The following is a 17,105-nucleotide window of genomic DNA, read 5'->3' as shown; positions in this document are numbered from 1 at the left end:
TATTTGAAAAAAATAAAATCATGAAGTTAATAAAGCTATTTTTAGTCTTTTCTATATTGGCAACGCTGGTTAGTTGTACCTTGACAGAAAATGTTTATATCAATAAAGACGGATCAGGAAAGTTTTCCGTTGATATGGATGCTTCAAGTCTAATGGCTATGATGCCAAATGATTCTTTAAAATCGGAAAAGAATATTGACTCAACTTTTTCATTCAAGCAGTTATTTATTGAAAATAAGGATAGCATTGCCAAACTTCCAAAAGCAGAGCAGGAACAATTAAAAAAGCTTGAAAATTTCAATATAAGAATGAACATGAATTCAGATGCAAAGCAATTCCTGTTTTCAATGAATACAGATTTTAAAAGTGTTGCAGAACTTCAGGATGTAATGGCAACCATGAATACCATTAATGCGATTCAAAATACCAATAAAAGCAAAACAGTAACAAATCAGTTCGTTCCAAGTAGTGGATTTGGAACAAATAACTCTGTTTTAAACTATTCTTATAATGGTAAAAAATTCATCAGAAAGGCTACTGTAAAGGCGAGCCAGATGAATAAAACGGCAACAGATTCTTTACAAGCGTATGAAGCGATTTTTGCCTCTTCCAATTATATCTTAAAATATCATTTTCCTAGACGAGTTAAAAAAATATCAAACACTACCGCCTTGTTTAGTGAAGACAGGAAAACAATTACGATTCAATATCCATTTAAAGAATACATGGAGAATCCTGATAAATTGAACATAGAAGTTGAATTTGAATAAAAGAAATAAAATGAACAAAACCATCCAACTTCAAGATTTAGGAAACAAAGATTACAAGGAAACTTGGGAATACCAAGAAGAATTGTTCAAAGGAATTGTGGATTTAAAAATTAAAAATAGGAGAGAAGAACTTAATCTTGAAACTCCAAATTATTTTCTTTTTGTCGAGCATCCCCACGTGTATACTTTGGGAAAGAGCGGAGATTTGAGTAATTTACTTTTATCCGAAAAACAACTCGAAACCAAAGGGGCAACTTTTTACAAAATCAATCGTGGCGGTGACATTACCTATCACGGGCCGGGGCAAATTGTGGGTTATCCTATAATCGACTTAGAAAACTTCTTTACTGATATTCATAAATACTTACGATTTCTGGAAGAATCCATTATCTTAACGTTACAAGAATACGGATTAGAATGTGGCAGAAGCGATGGCGAAACCGGCGTTTGGTTGGGTGCAGGAACTCCATTTGCCAGAAAAATTTGTGCTATGGGCGTTCGTGCTTCCCGTTGGGTAACCATGCATGGATTTGCTTTAAACGTAAATGCGGATTTGGGTTATTTTGACAATATTATTCCATGTGGGATTCGCGGTAAAGCAGTAACTACGTTAAACGTAGAACTCGGAGTTGAAAGAGTAAATGAAGAAGAAGTGAAAGAAAAAATCCTACGTCATTTTGCTGATTTATTTGAATCTAAATTTGAATAAAAAACTAAAGACACACCCCCAGCCCCTCTCAAGAGGGGAGTTAGGAGTGCGTAAAAGGAATGTTTTGCTAAACGATATCTGATGAATTCTAAAAAGACATCAAATAAAAAGAATTATAAGAACGTCTCGGATTTTGTTATGAAAACCAAAGGGTTCATGATAGCAGGGTTTAATTCCCCTCTTGAGAGGGGTTAGGGGTGTGTTTTAATATTGTTGCCTAAGTAAATCTAAATTTCTAACTTCAACTGTTCCGGCAACAGCCTAAACGTCATTCGGTGATACTTCGTTATCCCGTATTTTCGTATTGCTTCACGATGTTCTTTGGTAGGATAGCCTTTGTTTTGTTTCCAATTGTACATGGGGAACTCCTCATGAATGCGATTCATATAATCATCCCGATATGTTTTTGCCAATACTGAGGCGGCCGCAATACTCATAAATTTAGAATCTCCTTTTACGATACTAGTGTTTGGAATAGAATTAAGAATTTCGAGCTCAGCATCAGTAAAAATTTTTCCTCCACGGTTTTTTATTCCTCTTTTGTGGATTAGTGGCGCATTTCCATCCACAATAATATATTCGGGTCTTGGATGGAGTTTTAGAATACTTTCCTGCATCGCTTTTATCGATGCATTCAAAATATTAATCTCGTCAATTACCAATGGCTCAAGATGCGTTACCGCAAATGAAATAGCCTGTTGCTCAATAATAGGTCTTAACTTTTCTCTAGTTTTTTCTGATAATTGCTTGCTGTCATTCAAGATTACGTTTTCAAAATCGAATGGTAATATTACAGCAGCTGCAGTAACAGGACCGGCAAGACAGCCACGACCTGCTTCATCAGTTCCGCTTTCGAGAATAATTTTCGAAAAATTGTTTTCGAGCATATAGTATTGTTTTGAAGAAACAAATATTATAAAATTTTCTCTGTAAAAAACCGTTATATTTCTATTTGTTATAACAATCCTATAAAATGCTGTGTTTTTTTATTTATATGTTTTTATAAATTACCTTTGCTTGATTAAAATTGTAAAAATAATTAGCCTAATTATACCCTTTTCAAATGAGAATTTTCTTTTTTTTTATTTTTATATCATTCTCCAGTTTACTATTTTCTCAGGAAAAGAACAGTAAAAATTTAGATTCCAATAGTAAATACAACAGTTCGGATTCAATAAGCAAAAAAAAACAACCAGTTGCTACCATAGATATGTATCGGGTGATTACCTTAGATCGGGATACGACTTATATTGATACTTCGCTTACCATACAAAAAGAATACAGTCACAATTATTTACGAAAAGACATTTTTGGACTTTTGCCTTTTCCAAATGACGGACAAACATATAATACGTTGCAATATAGTTTAACTGATTTTTCGCCTCTTCCAGAATTCGGATTCAAAGCAAAGCATTTTAATTTTTTGGAAGCAAACCAAATACGATACAGCTCTGTAGCCACCCCTGTTACTGAATTATATTTTAAAACTACCATACAAAAAGGACAATCGACAGATGCATTTGTTACTTTAAACACTTCTGAAAACCTTAATTTTTCTATAGCTTACAGAGGATTACGGTCTCAGGGAGAATATATAAATCAATTGTCAAGCACAGGAAATTTCAGGTTCACCGTAAGCTATAATACTAAAAACAAACGCTATTATTCCAATGCACATTTTACCTCTCAGGATATTCTAAATGAGGAAAATGGTGGAATTACAACAATTAGTGATTTCGAAAGTGAAGACCCAAATTACAATAACAGGCAACGACTTGAGGTCTATTTTTCGGATGCTAAATCATTTCTGAAAGGAAAAAGAATATTCTTAGATCACAATTTTAGAATCAATGTGAATAAGGGTGCTAATAATTTATATGTTACCCATCAATTTAATTACGAAAATAAATTTTTTGAATACAATCAGACGACAGTTCCATCAAGTGTAGGCGGAACTATAGTGTACAGATTTGGGGATTCTTTTAAAGATAGTGGAATCAATGACCAAACCCATTACAATAAAATGTACAATAAAGCGGGACTAATTTATGAGAATACAACCTTAGGGAAATTTCAATTTTTTGTGGATGATTTCAGATCTAATTACTACTACAATCAGATATTAATTTTTGATGATAAAACGGTTGGCAGCTCTTTAAGTCAAAACATAAATAATGTGGGAGGGCAGTATGAGTACCAAAAAAACAAGTGGAATGGAAAATTCTTGTATTCAAGATCGATTACCAATCAATCCCTATCAAATTTGGACGCCAAAGTGAAATATGATTTTAATGATGAAACGGAATTGTCATTTCAATATCAAAACATAAATAAGTTGCCTAATAATAATTACAATCTCTATCAAAGCAGCTATGTCCAGTACAACTGGTCAAATGATTTCAAGAATGAAAAAATAAACTCAATTAGTGCCAATGCCATCACACCATGGGCTAATGCGTCATTACAGGTTTCTGTCCTAAATGATCATTTGTATTTTAATGATATTTCAACTGACGCGCAGATATTGGCACGTACCCAGATTGTTGCGCCAACGCAATATGAGAACACGATAAATTACTTGTCGGTTAAAGTGAGCAAAGAATTAAAATTTGGGAGATTTGCATTAGATAATACCGTTTTATATCAAAAAGTAGATCAACAGGATAACATCATAAATGTGCCTGAAATTGTAACGAGAAATACCTTTTATTACTCGGGTTATTTTTTCAAAAAGAACGCCTTGTTTTTGCAGACAGGAGTTTCGTTAAATTATTTCACGAAATATTTTGCCAATGATTACAATCCGGTGATTGGTGAGTTTTTTGTTCAAAATAAAAAAGAAATTGGAAATCATCCTAATTTTGATTTTTTTATCAATGCAAAGATTCAAAGAACCAGAATTTACCTAAAAGTAGAGCATTTTAATTCGGACTTATCGGGGAATAATTTCTATTCTTCACCTAATAATCCTTCTCGTGATTTTACAATCCGTTTTGGATTGGTTTGGAATTTCTTCCAATAATTTTCTGGATATTTTATCGTGTATGTTATATCTTTACTTGCTTGGCAGCAAGCAAGTAAAGGATGCCGCTTTAAATGAAATTCACTGAACTCCCATTGAAATAAAAGTATAGTGAAGTAATCACGAACGCATAATCCAGGAACCAAGATTATTTTGTAACAAAATGCTATCTTTGTGTTGTGATTTATAACAACGAACACTCTTAAATGAATAATAAAATGCACTACGCAGAAAATATATTAGGGACAATAGGCAACACGCCATTAGTAAAACTAAATAAAGTTGTTGCTGGTATAGATGCTTTGGTACTTGCCAAAGTAGAAACCTTCAATCCGGGAAATTCTGTAAAAGACAGAATGGCCGTTAAAATGATTGAAGATGCCGAAGCTGACGGAAGATTGAAACCAGGAGGAACAATTATCGAAGGAACTTCAGGAAATACAGGAATGGGATTGGCATTAGTAGCCATCATAAAAGGCTACAAACTTATTTGTGTAATTTCGGATAAACAATCCAAAGAAAAAATGGATATTCTTCGTGCGGTAGGTGCAAAAGTGGTGGTTTGTCCAACGGATGTTGAGCCTACTGATCCACGATCCTATTATTCAGTTTCTAAAAGATTGGCTGAAGAAACACCTAATTCCTGGTATGTAAATCAATACGATAACCTATCCAACTCTTTAGCGCATTACGAGCAAACCGGGCCTGAAATTTGGGAGCAAACCGGCGGTAAAATCACTCATTTTGTTTCTGGGGTAGGAACTGGAGGGACGATTTCAGGAGTTGGAAAATACTTAAAAGAGAAAAACCCAAATATTAAGATTTGGGGAATCGATACCTATGGTTCTGTGTTTAAAAAGTACCATGAAACAGGAATTTTCGACGAAAATGAAATCTATTCTTATATCACAGAAGGAATTGGCGAAGACATATTACCAAAGAATGTTGATTTTTCTTTGATTGATGGTTTTACAAAAGTAACTGATAAAGATGCAGCGGTTTATACCCGAAAAATTGCACTTGAGGAAGGAATATTTGTTGGGAATTCAGCTGGTGCAGCTGTAAAAGGATTGTTGCAACTCAAAGAACATTTCAAACCAGAAGATGTGGTTGTTGTTTTATTCCACGATTCAGGAAGTCGTTATGTAGGTAAAATGTTTAATGATGATTGGATGCGTGAAAGAGGATTTTTGGATGAAGAAATCAAAAAAGCTGAAGATGTTATCAAAGATCATATCGACAAACCATTGATTGTAGTTCGTACAGAAGAATTAGTTTCACACGCTATAGAAAGAATGCGTAAATACAAGATTTCTCAAATTCCGGTGATTGACGTCACAGGATTCGTAGGTTCTGTTGATGAAAGTGATTTGTTCCAAAGTTATGTTGCCGATAAAAATGTAGCGGACAGACCCATTAAAGAAATTATGGGAAAACCATTTCCAATCGTAAAATTAGGAACCTCAATAGAAGAAGTTTCTAAATTATTTACCAAAGAAAACGATGCGGTTTTGGTTGAATTAGAGAATGGAAATCACCATATTATTACTAAATATGATATTATTGGGTCGATAAAATAAGGTTACAACACGAATTTATTTTTATACTTAACTCCTGCAAGGTTTTTAATCTTGTGGGTTTTTTGTTTTGTAGGTTAAGTTTGTTTTTTTTGATAGTAGTACTAAAAAATAATTTTATATTTGAAATAAAAATTCATGCCTTTAACTTCAACTATTGAATTTCTAAAAGAATTAAGACGAAAATTGCATTCTCACCATATGTCAGCATTAATTGGTGCTGGATTTAGTAAAAATGCTGATCCAAATTTGTTTCCTTCTTGGTCACAACTAATTTATGATATAGCATGTCCAAAAAAGTGAGTTAGATTTAATTACGGAATGGAATAAGAAAGATAGAGAAACTAAATTTGACTTTATTTATGAGGAAATGATAAACTTTTTGGATTTTGAAAAGGGAAGACTTGAGAGTTTTGAGGATTACAATACTATATATAATTTATATTTTCTGAATTGATAAAGGAACGTGGTTATAGAACAATTAAAGAAGGATTATTATTTAAGGATAAGAATATAGTTTTAAAATCTTTGGCAGAATTATCATTGAAATTATATGATGACAAAGTTGAAATTGATGATAAAACCAATTTATCTCTATTACTTAATCGCTTAATATTTGAGGAAAACTTTTTTACAGAAGTTGTTTTAAATTATTTAGCTGTTTGGCTACAAAATGAGAAAATAAATCTGTATTTTGATAATTTTAAGGATTTGATATTACTAATATTAGAAAAGTTTAAAAGTGAAATTCCTAGAGATTGTAATAAACCATTTGTTTTAAGTCAGTTAATTAATGTTGCAGATTATTATATGGCTAAATATGAAGCTAATGAAATTACTACTTCTTATAATGAGTTGAAAAAAAATGGTGATTATCAATATTCATTAATCTAATTTTATACAGTAGTTTATGAAAACCAAAATGCAACTGTATGTATAATAGAATTATATATGAGTCCCACTTACGATTTTGTCATGGAATTACTGTCAATGGGCGCGGAAGTAAAAGTATTGGAACCCAGAATTTTACAAGACGAAATGAAAAAAAAGTTGTTGAATGCTTTGAACTTGTATAATTGATAGTATTTTTGTAAATCTGAAATCAAAATCATTAATCCTAAATCTGAAATCAAATTGACTTTCACCGCTATAGATTTTGAAACCGCAACCGCATTCCATCCTTGTTCCGTAGGTATTGTTACCGTAGAAAACGGAATAATTGTAGATGAATTTGTCAGTTTAATCAAGCCACCAAATAATTTATATTCTCCTTTTACGATTCAAGTGCATGGAATATATCCGCGTGATACGGTGAATGCAAAATCATTTGCGCAAGTATATCCTGAAATACAAAAACGGCTGCAAAATAGGGTGATTGTGGCTCATAATGAGAGTTTCGATAGAAATGTTCTTGCTAAATCAATGGCACTTTATAACTTGGATTATGATGAATTGAATTTGGCGTCTCGTTGGGAATGCACCGTGAAAATTTACAAAGCCAAAGGGTTGAAACCAACAAAATTAAGCGATTGTTGTAGGGAAATGAAAATACAATTAAATCATCATGAAGCTTTATCTGATGCTCGGGCTTGCGCCAAATTGTATTTACTCCGCTAGTCATTGCGAGGAACGAAGCAATCCTATGGTGAGAAGGAACTATCATTACTGCCAAAAATAGCAATTTTTTGGTGAATTGAAGAATATTTTTTTTATTTTGTAAGGTAAGTTGTTGTTTTTTCTTACTTTAGAAGTCTATTATCTTCAAGTCTATACTCTATTATCTGAAAAAAAATATGAAAGAAGATTTCCTCCATTATCTCTGGAAATTCAAGAAGTTTGATACTTTGAATTTAAAAACGTTTAACGATGAGGAAATCACAATTGCCAATGTAGGGCAATACCTTGAATTGGCAGGTCCTGATTTTTTCAATGCTCAAATTACTATTGGTGATCAAAAATGGGCTGGAAACGTCGAAATTCATCTCAAATCTTCTGATTGGTACGTGCATCATCACGAAAGAGATGCAGGGTATGAAAACGTAATTCTACATGTAGTTTGGGAACATGATGCGGAGATTTTTAGAAGTGATAATACTGAAATTCCGGTTTTGGAATTAAAAAAATATGTAGAAAAAGAGACTGTTGAAAGTTACCAATCTTTAATGGCTCCAAAATCATGGATTTTTTGCGAAAAACAGTTAAAAGATATTGATGAATTTACGCTAAAAAACTGGCAAGAACGTTTGTTTTTTGAACGTTTAGAAAGAAAATCCAAACCTATATTTGATTTGTTGGAACAAACCAATCAAGATTGGGAAGCAGTTTTGTTTTGTCTTTTGGCCAAGAATTTTGGTTTAAATACGAATGGAGAAATCTTTTTGAAAATTGCCCGATCCATTCCTTTTTCAATCATAAGAAAAGAAAGTTTTGAAGTGGAGAATCTGGAAGCATTAATTTTTGGAAATGCTGGTTTGTTGGATTCTGAAAAGGAAGATAATTATTTCAAAGATTTAAAATTCAGGTATTTCTATTTGCTCCACAAATATCAAATGGAGAAAAGTTGTATAGAGCCCGTTCAGTTTTTCAAGCATCGTCCTGATAATTTTCCAACGATACGACTTTCTCAATTGGCTAATTTATACCACAGTCAGCAAAATTTATTTTCGAAAATAAGTACATTAAATTCATTAAAAGATATTTATGAAGTTTTCCAAGTGTCCGCTTCAGAATATTGGTTAAATCATTATCAATTTGACAAAGAAAGCCCGAAGAAAAAGAAACCGCTTTCTAAATCTTTCATCGATTTGATTGTTATAAATACTATAATTCCACTTCAGTTTGCTTTCGCAAAAAGTCAGGGAAAAGAAATTTCGGAGGATTTAATACGCCTTTTAAATGAAGTTGCTCCAGAGAAAAATGCGGTTATAGATAAATTTAGTTCTTTCGGTATACAATCAAAAAGTGCTTTTGAAACTCAATCTTTGTTACAACTCAAGAATGAATATTGTAATAAAAGCAAATGTTTAGAATGTGCCGTAGGGATGGAATTACTCAAAAAGGATAATTTGGTGTCCGTTAATGGGAGAATAAGATAATATTGTAAATTTGTATTCTAAAAAAGAATAACCAAATAAGCTAAAGAATGTCAGTAATTATAAAACTTAAGTTTTTTTTTGAGAAACACGGTTTTCATGTTTCTTCTCGTTTGGCGGATACATTAGGGATGCGTGCCAGTAGTGTACGATTATTTTTTATCTACTTGTCGTTTGTTACTGTTGGATTGTGGTTTGCGGTTTATTTGACATTGGCTTTTTGGATTCGTCTGAAGGATTTAATTCGAGCGAAACGTACCTCAGTTTTTGATTTGTAAAAATAATATAAATTTAAAAAGGGATTATAAAGTACTTGAAATACTTTATAATCCCTTTTTAAATTAGGATAGAAATTTATTTATCTGGATTGTTTAATTTACTATTTTTCTTTCCATATACAAAATAGATAACAACACCTAATGCCATCCATACAACTAGTCTTACCCAGCTTTCGTTAGGCAATGAATACATTAAAGCTAAACAGATTACAATACCGGCAATAGGTACAAATGGTACTAAAGGCGTACGGAATGATCTTGGTGCATCCGGCATTCTTTTACGCATTACCAATACTCCAATACAAACTAAAACGAATGCTAATAATGTTCCAATACTTACCATATGACCCAAATCACTTACAGGTACAAACCCAGCAAAAAAGCTCACAAAAATCATGAAGAAAATATTTGTTTTCCATGGGGTACGGAATTTAGCGTGAATTTCGCTGAAGAATGAAGGTAATAAACCATCTTTACTCATCGTGTAGAAAACACGACTTTGTCCCATTAACATTACCAACATTACAGAAGTATAACCGGCTAAAATAGCTATAATCAAACCTGTTTGCAAAAAGGTATACCCAGTTCTGGCAAATGCTGTTGCAGCTGGTTTAGCATCACCGGCAAATTCATTATAAGGAACAAGTCCTGTCATTACGTGTGCAAATAATACATAAAGTATGGTGCAAATTACCAATGATCCTAAAATACCAATTGGCATCCCTTTCTGTGGGTTTTTTGCTTCTTGAGCTGCTGTAGATACGGCATCAAAACCAATAAAAGCAAAGAAAACGGTTCCTGCACCAGCAGCAATTCCTGACCATCCAAACTCTCCAAAAACGCCTGTGTTTTCAGGGATGTATGGTGTGTAGTTTGCAGTGTCAATAAAACTCCAACCTAAAACAATAAACATAATAACTACGATTACTTTTACAATAACGAGTATGTTATTTATAGATGCAGATTCTTTAGTTCCTCTTATCAGCAATAACGATAACATGGAAACTATAAAAATTGCTGGAAGATTTATCATTCCGCCTTCTATAATAGTTCCGTCACTTAATTTTAACGTTTCCCAGGGTGAACAAATCAAATTATGGGGGAGGTGAATACCGTATTTATTTAATAATTCGAGTAAATATCGCGACCAGCTTACACCTACTGTAGCGGCTCCTAATGCATATTCAAGAACTAAATCCCAGCCAATAATCCAAGCCATAAATTCTCCCATAGTTGCATAGGAATACGTATAGGCACTTCCTGCTACAGGTATCATTGATGCAAACTCTGCATAGCAAAGTCCTGCAAAAGCACATCCTACGGCGGCTAAAACAAAGGAGAGTGTAACTGCAGGACCTGCGTGTTCCGCTGCTGCAATACCTGTTAATGAAAATAATCCTGCTCCAATAATTGCTCCAACTCCAAGTGCTACTAGTGAACGTGAGGACAAAGTCCTTTTTAATCCTTTTTCAGATTCTGATGCTTCATTTAGCAATACCGACAGTGGTTTAGTTTTCCAAATTGACATGGGTTATATGGTTTTGTTTGTTATTAAGCTCCAAATGTATTCTTTTTTATAAAAAATAAAAACAATAATTTAAATAAACTTTTAAAATAAAAAAAAACTAACAATATTTCAATAAATACATAATAATTATTTTAACGACTTGTTTTTGTGAATTGTGTAAAAAATTTAACTATATTTTTTTAAATTCTTATTTTAAAGTTGTGAAACTTTCATTAAGAAAATGCAAATTGAATTGATTTTTATTATATTTTTAAATTTAAATAGTTTTCTTATTTTTAGCTATTAAAATAAGTTTTTTTAATCAAATTAAAATAATGGATTTCAGAACGATAGTTACTTATTTTAAATTTTCTCGTGAGCAACGCAATGGTATTTTATTGTTGTTTGGGATTATAATTGTTTTACAATTGATTTATTTTTTTGTTGATTTTAGTGTTGTAGCAAAAAATTATCCAGAGAAACAAAAGTGGCTTTCACTACAATCTCAAATTGATTCCATGAAAACGGAGAATCAAGCGGAACTTCCTAAAATATATCTCTTCAATCCTAATTTTATTACAGATTATAAAGGATATAAACTTGGAATGTCTGTTGAAGAAATAGATAGGTTGCTTTCTTTTAGAAAAGAAAATAAATATGTGAATTCTCCAAAAGAATTTCAAAATGTGACTAAAATTTCTGATTCACTATTAAATGCTATAGCTCCTTATTTTAAATTCCCAGAATGGGTGAACAATAAAAAAGAATTCAAAGCGTATAAAAATTATTCAAATCAGGCTTTCGCCAAAAAAGAGAAAATTGTTTTAATCGATATCAATCAGGCAACTCAAGAAGATTTGATAAAAATTTATGGGATAGGCGAGGCCATTTCTTTGCGGATTTTAAAACAAAAAGAAAGTTTAGGAGGTTTTGTTTCGATGGAACAAATGAAAGATGTTTGGGGATTATCTCCCGAAGTTATTGAAAATTTGAATGCTCATTTTAAAGTCTCAGTGCTCCCGAATTTCAAGAAGATAGATATTAATAATGCATCATTAAAGGAACTTTCTCAGTTTTCTTATTTTAGATATGCTCTAGCAAAAGAAATTGTGACCTATAGAAGTATGAAAGGAGATATTAAGGATATTGAGGATTTAATAAAAATTAAGGGATTTCCTGTTGATAAAGCAAAAATAATTGACTTATATTTGGACTTTTAAAATAAAACAGTATTACAATGAACTTTGACTACAACGAAACACAATCGATGATTGCACAATCTATAAGAGATTTTGCTGAAAAAGAAATTCGCCCGAATATAATGGAGTGGGATGAAGCACAAACATTTCCCGTGCCATTATTTAAAAAATTAGGTGAAATGGGTTTTATGGGTGTTTTGGTGCCAGAAGAACTCGGAGGTTCTGGATTAGGATATCATGAATACATTACTATTGTAGAAGAAATATCAAAAGTAGATCCGTCGATTGGGTTGTCTGTTGCGGCACATAATTCTTTATGTACCAATCATATTTTGACATTTGGAAACGAAGAGCAAAAGAAAAGATGGATTCCTAAATTAGCCACCGCAGAACATATAGGTGCTTGGGGATTGACAGAGCACAATACGGGATCGGATGCTGGTGGAATGAATACTACTGCAAAAAAAGAGGGGGATTTCTGGATTGTTAATGGAGCTAAGAATTTTATTACGCATGCCATTTCTGGAGATATCGCTGTTGTAATTGTTCGTACAGGTGAAAAAGGAGATTCGAAAGGAATGACTGCTTTTGTTTTCGAAAAAGGAATGCCGGGTTTTACCTCTGGAAAAAAAGAAAATAAATTAGGAATGCGCGCCAGTGAAACTGCTGAATTGATATTTGATAATTGTCGTATTCCTGATGCTAACAGATTAGGGGAAGTAGGGCAAGGTTTTATTCAAGCGATGAAAATTTTGGATGGTGGAAGAATATCCATTGGAGCATTGTCATTAGGAATTGCCAAAGGAGCTTATGAAGCGGCATTGAAATATTCGAAAGAAAGACATCAGTTTGGACAGCCAATTTGTGAATTTCAAGGAATTTCATTCAAGTTAGCTGATATGGCAACTGAAATTGAAGCTTCGGAATTATTGTTGCATAAAGCAGCTTTCTTGAAACAAGAACACAGACCGGTGACTACGATGGGAGCTATGGCTAAAATGTTTGCTTCAGAAGTGTGTGTGAAAGTAGCTAACGAAGCGGTGCAAATTCACGGTGGATATGGTTATATTAAAGATTATCCAGTGGAAAAATTCTATAGAGATTCTAAATTATGTACTATTGGTGAAGGAACTACGGAGATTCAAAAAATAGTAATTTCAAGAAATTTGTTGAAGGAATAGTTTTTGAAATTAAAAAATAGAATAAAGAGTCAAGACACATTAAATTGTAGATTGGCTCTTTTTTTTGCGTGAAGGATGGAAGAGGAAAGCCCGGAATGCAATGAGGACTTGCAACGGACAGCCTGACGGCGGATGAAAAGATGTTTTGATGACAACAAAAGTGGTGTCCGCCGGCACGCCCGAAAATAATCCATAATTCATGACTCGTAATTCAAAATAATGTTTACTTTTGCACACTTAAAGAAAGGGGGTGTCTATATTATGTTAATTATACCAATTAAAGACGGAGAAAATATCGATAGAGCGTTAAAACGCTACAAAAGAAAATTTGATAAAACAGGAACTGTTCGTCAATTAAGAGCACGTACTGCTTTTATTAAGCCTTCAGTTACAAATAGAATCAAAATTCAAAAAGCGGCTTATATCCAAAATATGAGAGATAACTTAGAGAGTTAGTCAATATCTATTAAAATAAAGTACCGTTAGTCATTAAAAGTTTTATAACTTTGATGCTAACGGTTTTTTTATGGCTAATAATAAAGATGCATTTCGGGATTATCTGCAGTTGGAGAAAAAATATTCTTCACATACCGTTACAGCGTATTGCAATGACATTACTTCTTTTGAATCATTCAATACGATTCATTTCGATCAAGAGGATGTAGAACATGTTAATTATAGTCAAATAAGAAGTTGGATTGTTTCTCTTGTTGATGATAATATATCAAATACCTCAGTCAATAGAAAAATTGCATCCTTAAAAGCATTTTACAAATTTCTGTTAAAAACAAAACAAATAGAAGTTAGTCCGCTATTGAAGCACAAAGCATTAAAGACTCCTAAGATATTACAAATCCCGTTTTCTGAAAAAGAAGTTGTAGATGCGTTAAGTCATATGCAAAATCCAGTAGGTTTCGAGGAAATAAGAAATAAACTTATAGTTGATTTGTTTTATACTACCGGTATGCGAAGAACGGAGTTGATTCATTTAAAAGTAGTTAATGTCAATTTATCTGGCGGTACGGTCAAAGTGTTGGGAAAAAGGAATAAGGAGCGGATATTGCCGGTTTTGCCGATAATAATAGATCAATTTTCTTTATACTTAAAAGAGAGGGCGTGCTTGTTATCTATTGTAGATAGTGATTATTTTTTTCTCACAAAAAAAGGGTTAAAATTAAATGATTCCTTTGTGTATCGATTAATAAATTCTTACTTTAGTGCTGTCTCCGAGAAAGTAAAAAAAAGTCCACATATATTGCGACACACGTTTGCTACTCACCTATTAAATAATGGAGCCGATTTGAATTCAGTGAAAGAATTATTGGGACATTCTAGTCTGGCATCAACGCAAATATACACACACAATAGTTTATCAGAGCTAAAAAAAGTATATGAAGATGCGCATCCAAGGAATCAGAAGTAATTCGGAAATGTTTAACTATTAAAAAATAATGATTATGAAGGTAAATGTTCATGCAGTTAACTTTACTGTTGACAAAAAGCTAGTAGATTTTGTTCAAGAAAGAATGGACAAATTGGAAAAATATTACGATAAAGTAGTCTCGGCAGATGTTTTTTTGAAAGTTGAAAAGACAAGTGATAAGGAGAATAAAATTGCCGAGATAAAAATTAATGTCCCTGGAGATGATTTTGTAGTTAAAAAGCAGTGTAAAATTTTTGAAGAAGCAGTGGAACTTTGTGCGGAATCTTTAGAACGATTGTTGGTAAAAAGGAAAGAAAAAATAAGTTCGCACATTTAATATAAATTTTTTTGAAAAAATGTTTTGATTGAGAGATAAAATCTCTACATTTGCAGTCCGTTAGAAATAGCGGACTTTTTTTATTGATAATGCCAGTGTAGCTCAGTTGGCTAGAGCAGCTGATTTGTAATCAGCAGGTCGTGGGTTCGAGTCCCTCCACCGGCTCTTTTTTTTGAAATATTGATAATTAATGGTTAGGGGAGATACTCAAGCGGCCAACGAGGGCAGACTGTAAATCTGCTGTGTAAACTTCGCAGGTTCGAATCCTGCTCTCCCCACAAAATGAAGTTTAAAAATTCGGATTTTAAAAATTTGAAATGTTGAACTGGAAATAAAGATTTCTCTGCCGGTGTAGCTCAGGGGTAGAGTGCTTCCTTGGTAAGGAAGAGGTCTCGGGTTCAATTCCCGACATTGGCTCAAAATGTAATATTTGAACACTAATAAATTATAATAACTAAGATTAAAAATTAAGTAAAATGGCAAAAGAAAATTTTAATCGTTCCAAACCGCACTTAAATATAGGTACAATTGGACACGTAGATCACGGAAAAACTACTTTAACTGCAGCAATAACGAAAGTATTATCTGATGCTGGTTACTGTCAAGCAAAATCATTTGATCAAATTGATAATGCTCCTGAAGAAAAGGAAAGAGGTATTACAATTAATACATCTCACGTTGAGTATGAAACTGCTAATCGTCATTACGCTCACGTTGACTGTCCAGGTCACGCGGATTACGTAAAAAACATGGTTACAGGTGCTGCTCAAATGGATGGTGCTATTCTTGTTGTAGCTGCTACTGATGGACCAATGCCACAAACACGTGAGCATATTCTTTTAGGACGTCAGGTAGGTATTCCTAGAATGGTTGTATTCATGAATAAAGTGGATATGGTTGATGATGAGGAATTACTTGAATTAGTTGAGATGGAAATCAGAGACTTGTTATCTTTCTACGAATATGATGGAGATAATGGTCCTGTTGTTCAGGGTTCAGCTTTAGGTGGATTGAATAATGATCCAGTTTGGGTACCAAAAATTCTTGAATTAATGGCAGCTGTTGATGCTTGGATCGAAGAGCCGGTAAGAGACGTTGCGAAACCTTTCTTGATGCCTGTTGAAGATGTATTCTCAATCACTGGTCGTGGAACTGTTGCTACAGGTCGTATCGAAACAGGTGTTGCTAATACTGGAGATGCAGTTGAAATCATTGGTATGGGAGCTGAAAAATTAACTTCTACTATTACAGGAGTTGAGATGTTCCGTAAAATCCTTGATAGAGGAGAAGCTGGAGATAATGTAGGTATTCTTTTAAGAGGTATTCAAAAAGAAGACATCAAAAGAGGAATGGTTATTTGTAAGCCAGGTTCAGTTAAACCACACGCTACTTTTAAAGCTGAGGTTTATATCTTGAAAAAAGAAGAAGGTGGTCGTCACACACCATTTCATAATAACTACCGTCCACAGTTTTACGTACGTACAACGGATGTAACAGGTATCATTACTTTGCCAGCAGGTGTAGAGATGGTTATGCCTGGGGATAACTTAACTATTGATGTTGTATTGCTTAGTGCAATTGCATTAAATGTTGGTTTACGTTTCGCTATCCGTGAAGGTGGTAGAACAGTAGGTGCAGGTCAGGTAACTGAGATTGTAGCTTAATCCTATAAAATAATTTTTAAAACCAGTAACGCCTTGGGTTGTTACTGGTTTTTAATAAACGGGCGTAGTTCAAGGGTAGAATAGCGGTCTCCAAAACCGTTGATGGGGGTTCGAATCCCTCCGCCCGTGCAAATAAACTAAATCATAATGACAAAAGTTGTTAATTACATATCAGAAGCATTTGAAGAATTAAAGTCAAATGTAACTTGGCCGGCTTGGGCTGAGGTGCAACGTCTAACGATTGTTGTTGCTGTTTTTTCAGTATTATTCGCTTTGGCAACTTGGGGAGTAGATGAAATTTTCGCAAAAGCTTTGGCTGGATTTTTTAACTGGATAAAAGCATAAT

The 17,105-nt window shown here is 33.3% G+C and carries 19 protein-coding genes and 4 tRNA genes; 21 read left to right on the top strand and 2 right to left on the bottom strand.

Annotated elements, in window-relative coordinates; genetic code table 11:
- The first annotated feature begins 20 nt into the window (after window positions 1-20).
- Together FNW38_RS11320 and lipB are read left to right on the top strand one after the other, a co-directional pair.
- Window positions 21-770, top strand: coding sequence for a hypothetical protein (locus tag FNW38_RS11320; protein WP_143386175.1), 750 nt, complete (start codon window positions 21-23; stop codon window positions 768-770).
- Between the two features lie 10 nt (window positions 771-780).
- Window positions 781-1,479, top strand: coding sequence for a lipoyl(octanoyl) transferase LipB (gene lipB / locus FNW38_RS11315; RefSeq protein WP_143386176.1), 699 nt, complete (start codon window positions 781-783; stop codon window positions 1,477-1,479).
- 227 nt (window positions 1,480-1,706) lie between these two features.
- Here the strand turns inward: lipB and FNW38_RS11310 are convergent, their stop codons facing one another.
- Complete coding sequence (locus FNW38_RS11310; RefSeq protein WP_143386177.1) at window positions 1,707-2,366, bottom strand: ribonuclease HII; 660 nt, start codon at window positions 2,364-2,366, stop codon at window positions 1,707-1,709.
- A gap of 176 nt (window positions 2,367-2,542) precedes the next feature.
- Here FNW38_RS11310 and FNW38_RS11305 point away from each other — a divergent pair, with 176 nt between their 5' ends.
- The 8 genes from FNW38_RS11305 to FNW38_RS11275 all read left to right on the top strand — a co-directional run bounded on the left by FNW38_RS11305 (window position 2,543) and on the right by FNW38_RS11275 (window position 9,448).
- On the top strand, window positions 2,543-4,501 hold the full coding sequence (locus FNW38_RS11305; protein ID WP_143386178.1) for a putative porin: 1,959 nt from the start codon (window positions 2,543-2,545) through the stop codon (window positions 4,499-4,501).
- 218 nt (window positions 4,502-4,719) lie between these two features.
- The gene (locus FNW38_RS11300; RefSeq protein ID WP_143386179.1) at window positions 4,720-6,081 is read left to right on the top strand and encodes a pyridoxal-phosphate dependent enzyme; all 1,362 of its coding nucleotides are present in this window, start codon (window positions 4,720-4,722) and stop codon (window positions 6,079-6,081) included.
- Window positions 6,082-6,216: 135 nt separating this feature from the next.
- Window positions 6,217-6,381, top strand: a complete 165-nt coding sequence (locus FNW38_RS17495; protein ID WP_185963131.1) for a hypothetical protein — start codon at window positions 6,217-6,219, stop codon at window positions 6,379-6,381.
- 150 nt (window positions 6,382-6,531) lie between these two features.
- A complete protein-coding gene (locus FNW38_RS11295) occupies window positions 6,532-6,972 on the top strand; it encodes a hypothetical protein (RefSeq protein ID WP_143386180.1) in 441 nt (146 codons plus the stop codon).
- A 42-nt stretch (window positions 6,973-7,014) separates the two neighbouring features.
- Window positions 7,015-7,158 carry a hypothetical protein gene (locus FNW38_RS11290; RefSeq protein WP_449404046.1) on the top strand — a complete coding sequence of 48 codons (144 nt, stop codon included), beginning with the start codon at window positions 7,015-7,017 and terminating at the stop codon, window positions 7,156-7,158.
- Between the two features lie 54 nt (window positions 7,159-7,212).
- On the top strand, window positions 7,213-7,695 hold the full coding sequence (locus tag FNW38_RS11285; protein WP_143386182.1) for a 3'-5' exonuclease: 483 nt from the start codon (window positions 7,213-7,215) through the stop codon (window positions 7,693-7,695).
- Between the two features lie 176 nt (window positions 7,696-7,871).
- Window positions 7,872-9,173, top strand: coding sequence for a DUF2851 family protein (locus tag FNW38_RS11280; RefSeq protein WP_143386183.1), 1,302 nt, complete (start codon window positions 7,872-7,874; stop codon window positions 9,171-9,173).
- 47 nt (window positions 9,174-9,220) lie between these two features.
- Window positions 9,221-9,448, top strand: coding sequence for a PspC domain-containing protein (locus FNW38_RS11275; RefSeq protein ID WP_131916712.1), 228 nt, complete (start codon window positions 9,221-9,223; stop codon window positions 9,446-9,448).
- Window positions 9,449-9,524: 76 nt separating this feature from the next.
- Here FNW38_RS11275 and FNW38_RS11270 read toward each other — a convergent pair whose 3' ends face one another.
- Window positions 9,525-10,976, bottom strand: a complete 1,452-nt coding sequence (locus FNW38_RS11270; protein WP_143386184.1) for an amino acid permease — start codon at window positions 10,974-10,976, stop codon at window positions 9,525-9,527.
- 314 nt (window positions 10,977-11,290) lie between these two features.
- Between FNW38_RS11270 and FNW38_RS11265 the strand changes: the two genes are divergently transcribed.
- The 11 genes from FNW38_RS11265 to secE all read left to right on the top strand — a co-directional run bounded on the left by FNW38_RS11265 (window position 11,291) and on the right by secE (window position 17,104).
- Window positions 11,291-12,175: a ComEA family DNA-binding protein gene (locus FNW38_RS11265; protein ID WP_143386185.1), complete on the top strand. Its 885-nt coding sequence runs from the start codon at window positions 11,291-11,293 to the stop codon at window positions 12,173-12,175.
- A 17-nt stretch (window positions 12,176-12,192) separates the two neighbouring features.
- On the top strand, window positions 12,193-13,335 hold the full coding sequence (locus FNW38_RS11260; RefSeq protein WP_143386186.1) for an acyl-CoA dehydrogenase family protein: 1,143 nt from the start codon (window positions 12,193-12,195) through the stop codon (window positions 13,333-13,335).
- Window positions 13,336-13,596: 261 nt separating this feature from the next.
- Complete coding sequence (gene rpsU / locus FNW38_RS11255; protein ID WP_035670421.1) at window positions 13,597-13,791, top strand: 30S ribosomal protein S21; 195 nt, start codon at window positions 13,597-13,599, stop codon at window positions 13,789-13,791.
- Between the two features lie 70 nt (window positions 13,792-13,861).
- The gene (locus FNW38_RS11250) at window positions 13,862-14,758 is read left to right on the top strand and encodes a tyrosine-type recombinase/integrase (protein ID WP_144066689.1); all 897 of its coding nucleotides are present in this window, start codon (window positions 13,862-13,864) and stop codon (window positions 14,756-14,758) included.
- A gap of 34 nt (window positions 14,759-14,792) precedes the next feature.
- Window positions 14,793-15,095 carry a ribosome hibernation-promoting factor, HPF/YfiA family gene (hpf, locus tag FNW38_RS11245; RefSeq protein WP_143386188.1) on the top strand — a complete coding sequence of 101 codons (303 nt, stop codon included), beginning with the start codon at window positions 14,793-14,795 and terminating at the stop codon, window positions 15,093-15,095.
- Between the two features lie 91 nt (window positions 15,096-15,186).
- Window positions 15,187-15,260: transfer RNA gene (locus FNW38_RS11240), tRNA-Thr, on the top strand.
- 32 nt (window positions 15,261-15,292) lie between these two features.
- Window positions 15,293-15,373, top strand: a tRNA-Tyr gene (locus FNW38_RS11235).
- Between the two features lie 67 nt (window positions 15,374-15,440).
- Window positions 15,441-15,512: transfer RNA gene (locus FNW38_RS11230), tRNA-Thr, on the top strand.
- 59 nt (window positions 15,513-15,571) lie between these two features.
- Window positions 15,572-16,759 carry an elongation factor Tu gene (tuf, locus tag FNW38_RS11225; RefSeq protein ID WP_143386189.1) on the top strand — a complete coding sequence of 396 codons (1,188 nt, stop codon included), beginning with the start codon at window positions 15,572-15,574 and terminating at the stop codon, window positions 16,757-16,759.
- Window positions 16,760-16,817: 58 nt separating this feature from the next.
- Window positions 16,818-16,888 (top strand) — tRNA-Trp (locus FNW38_RS11220).
- A gap of 18 nt (window positions 16,889-16,906) precedes the next feature.
- A complete protein-coding gene (gene secE / locus FNW38_RS11215) occupies window positions 16,907-17,104 on the top strand; it encodes a preprotein translocase subunit SecE (RefSeq protein ID WP_039109059.1) in 198 nt (65 codons plus the stop codon).
- Window position 17,105 lies beyond the last annotated feature (1 nt).

Origin of the sequence: Flavobacterium gawalongense, assembly GCF_007097265.1 — a bacterium.
Lineage (GTDB): Bacteria > Bacteroidota > Bacteroidia > Flavobacteriales > Flavobacteriaceae > Flavobacterium > Flavobacterium gawalongense.
This window is presented reverse-complemented; position numbering and strand designations above follow the sequence as displayed.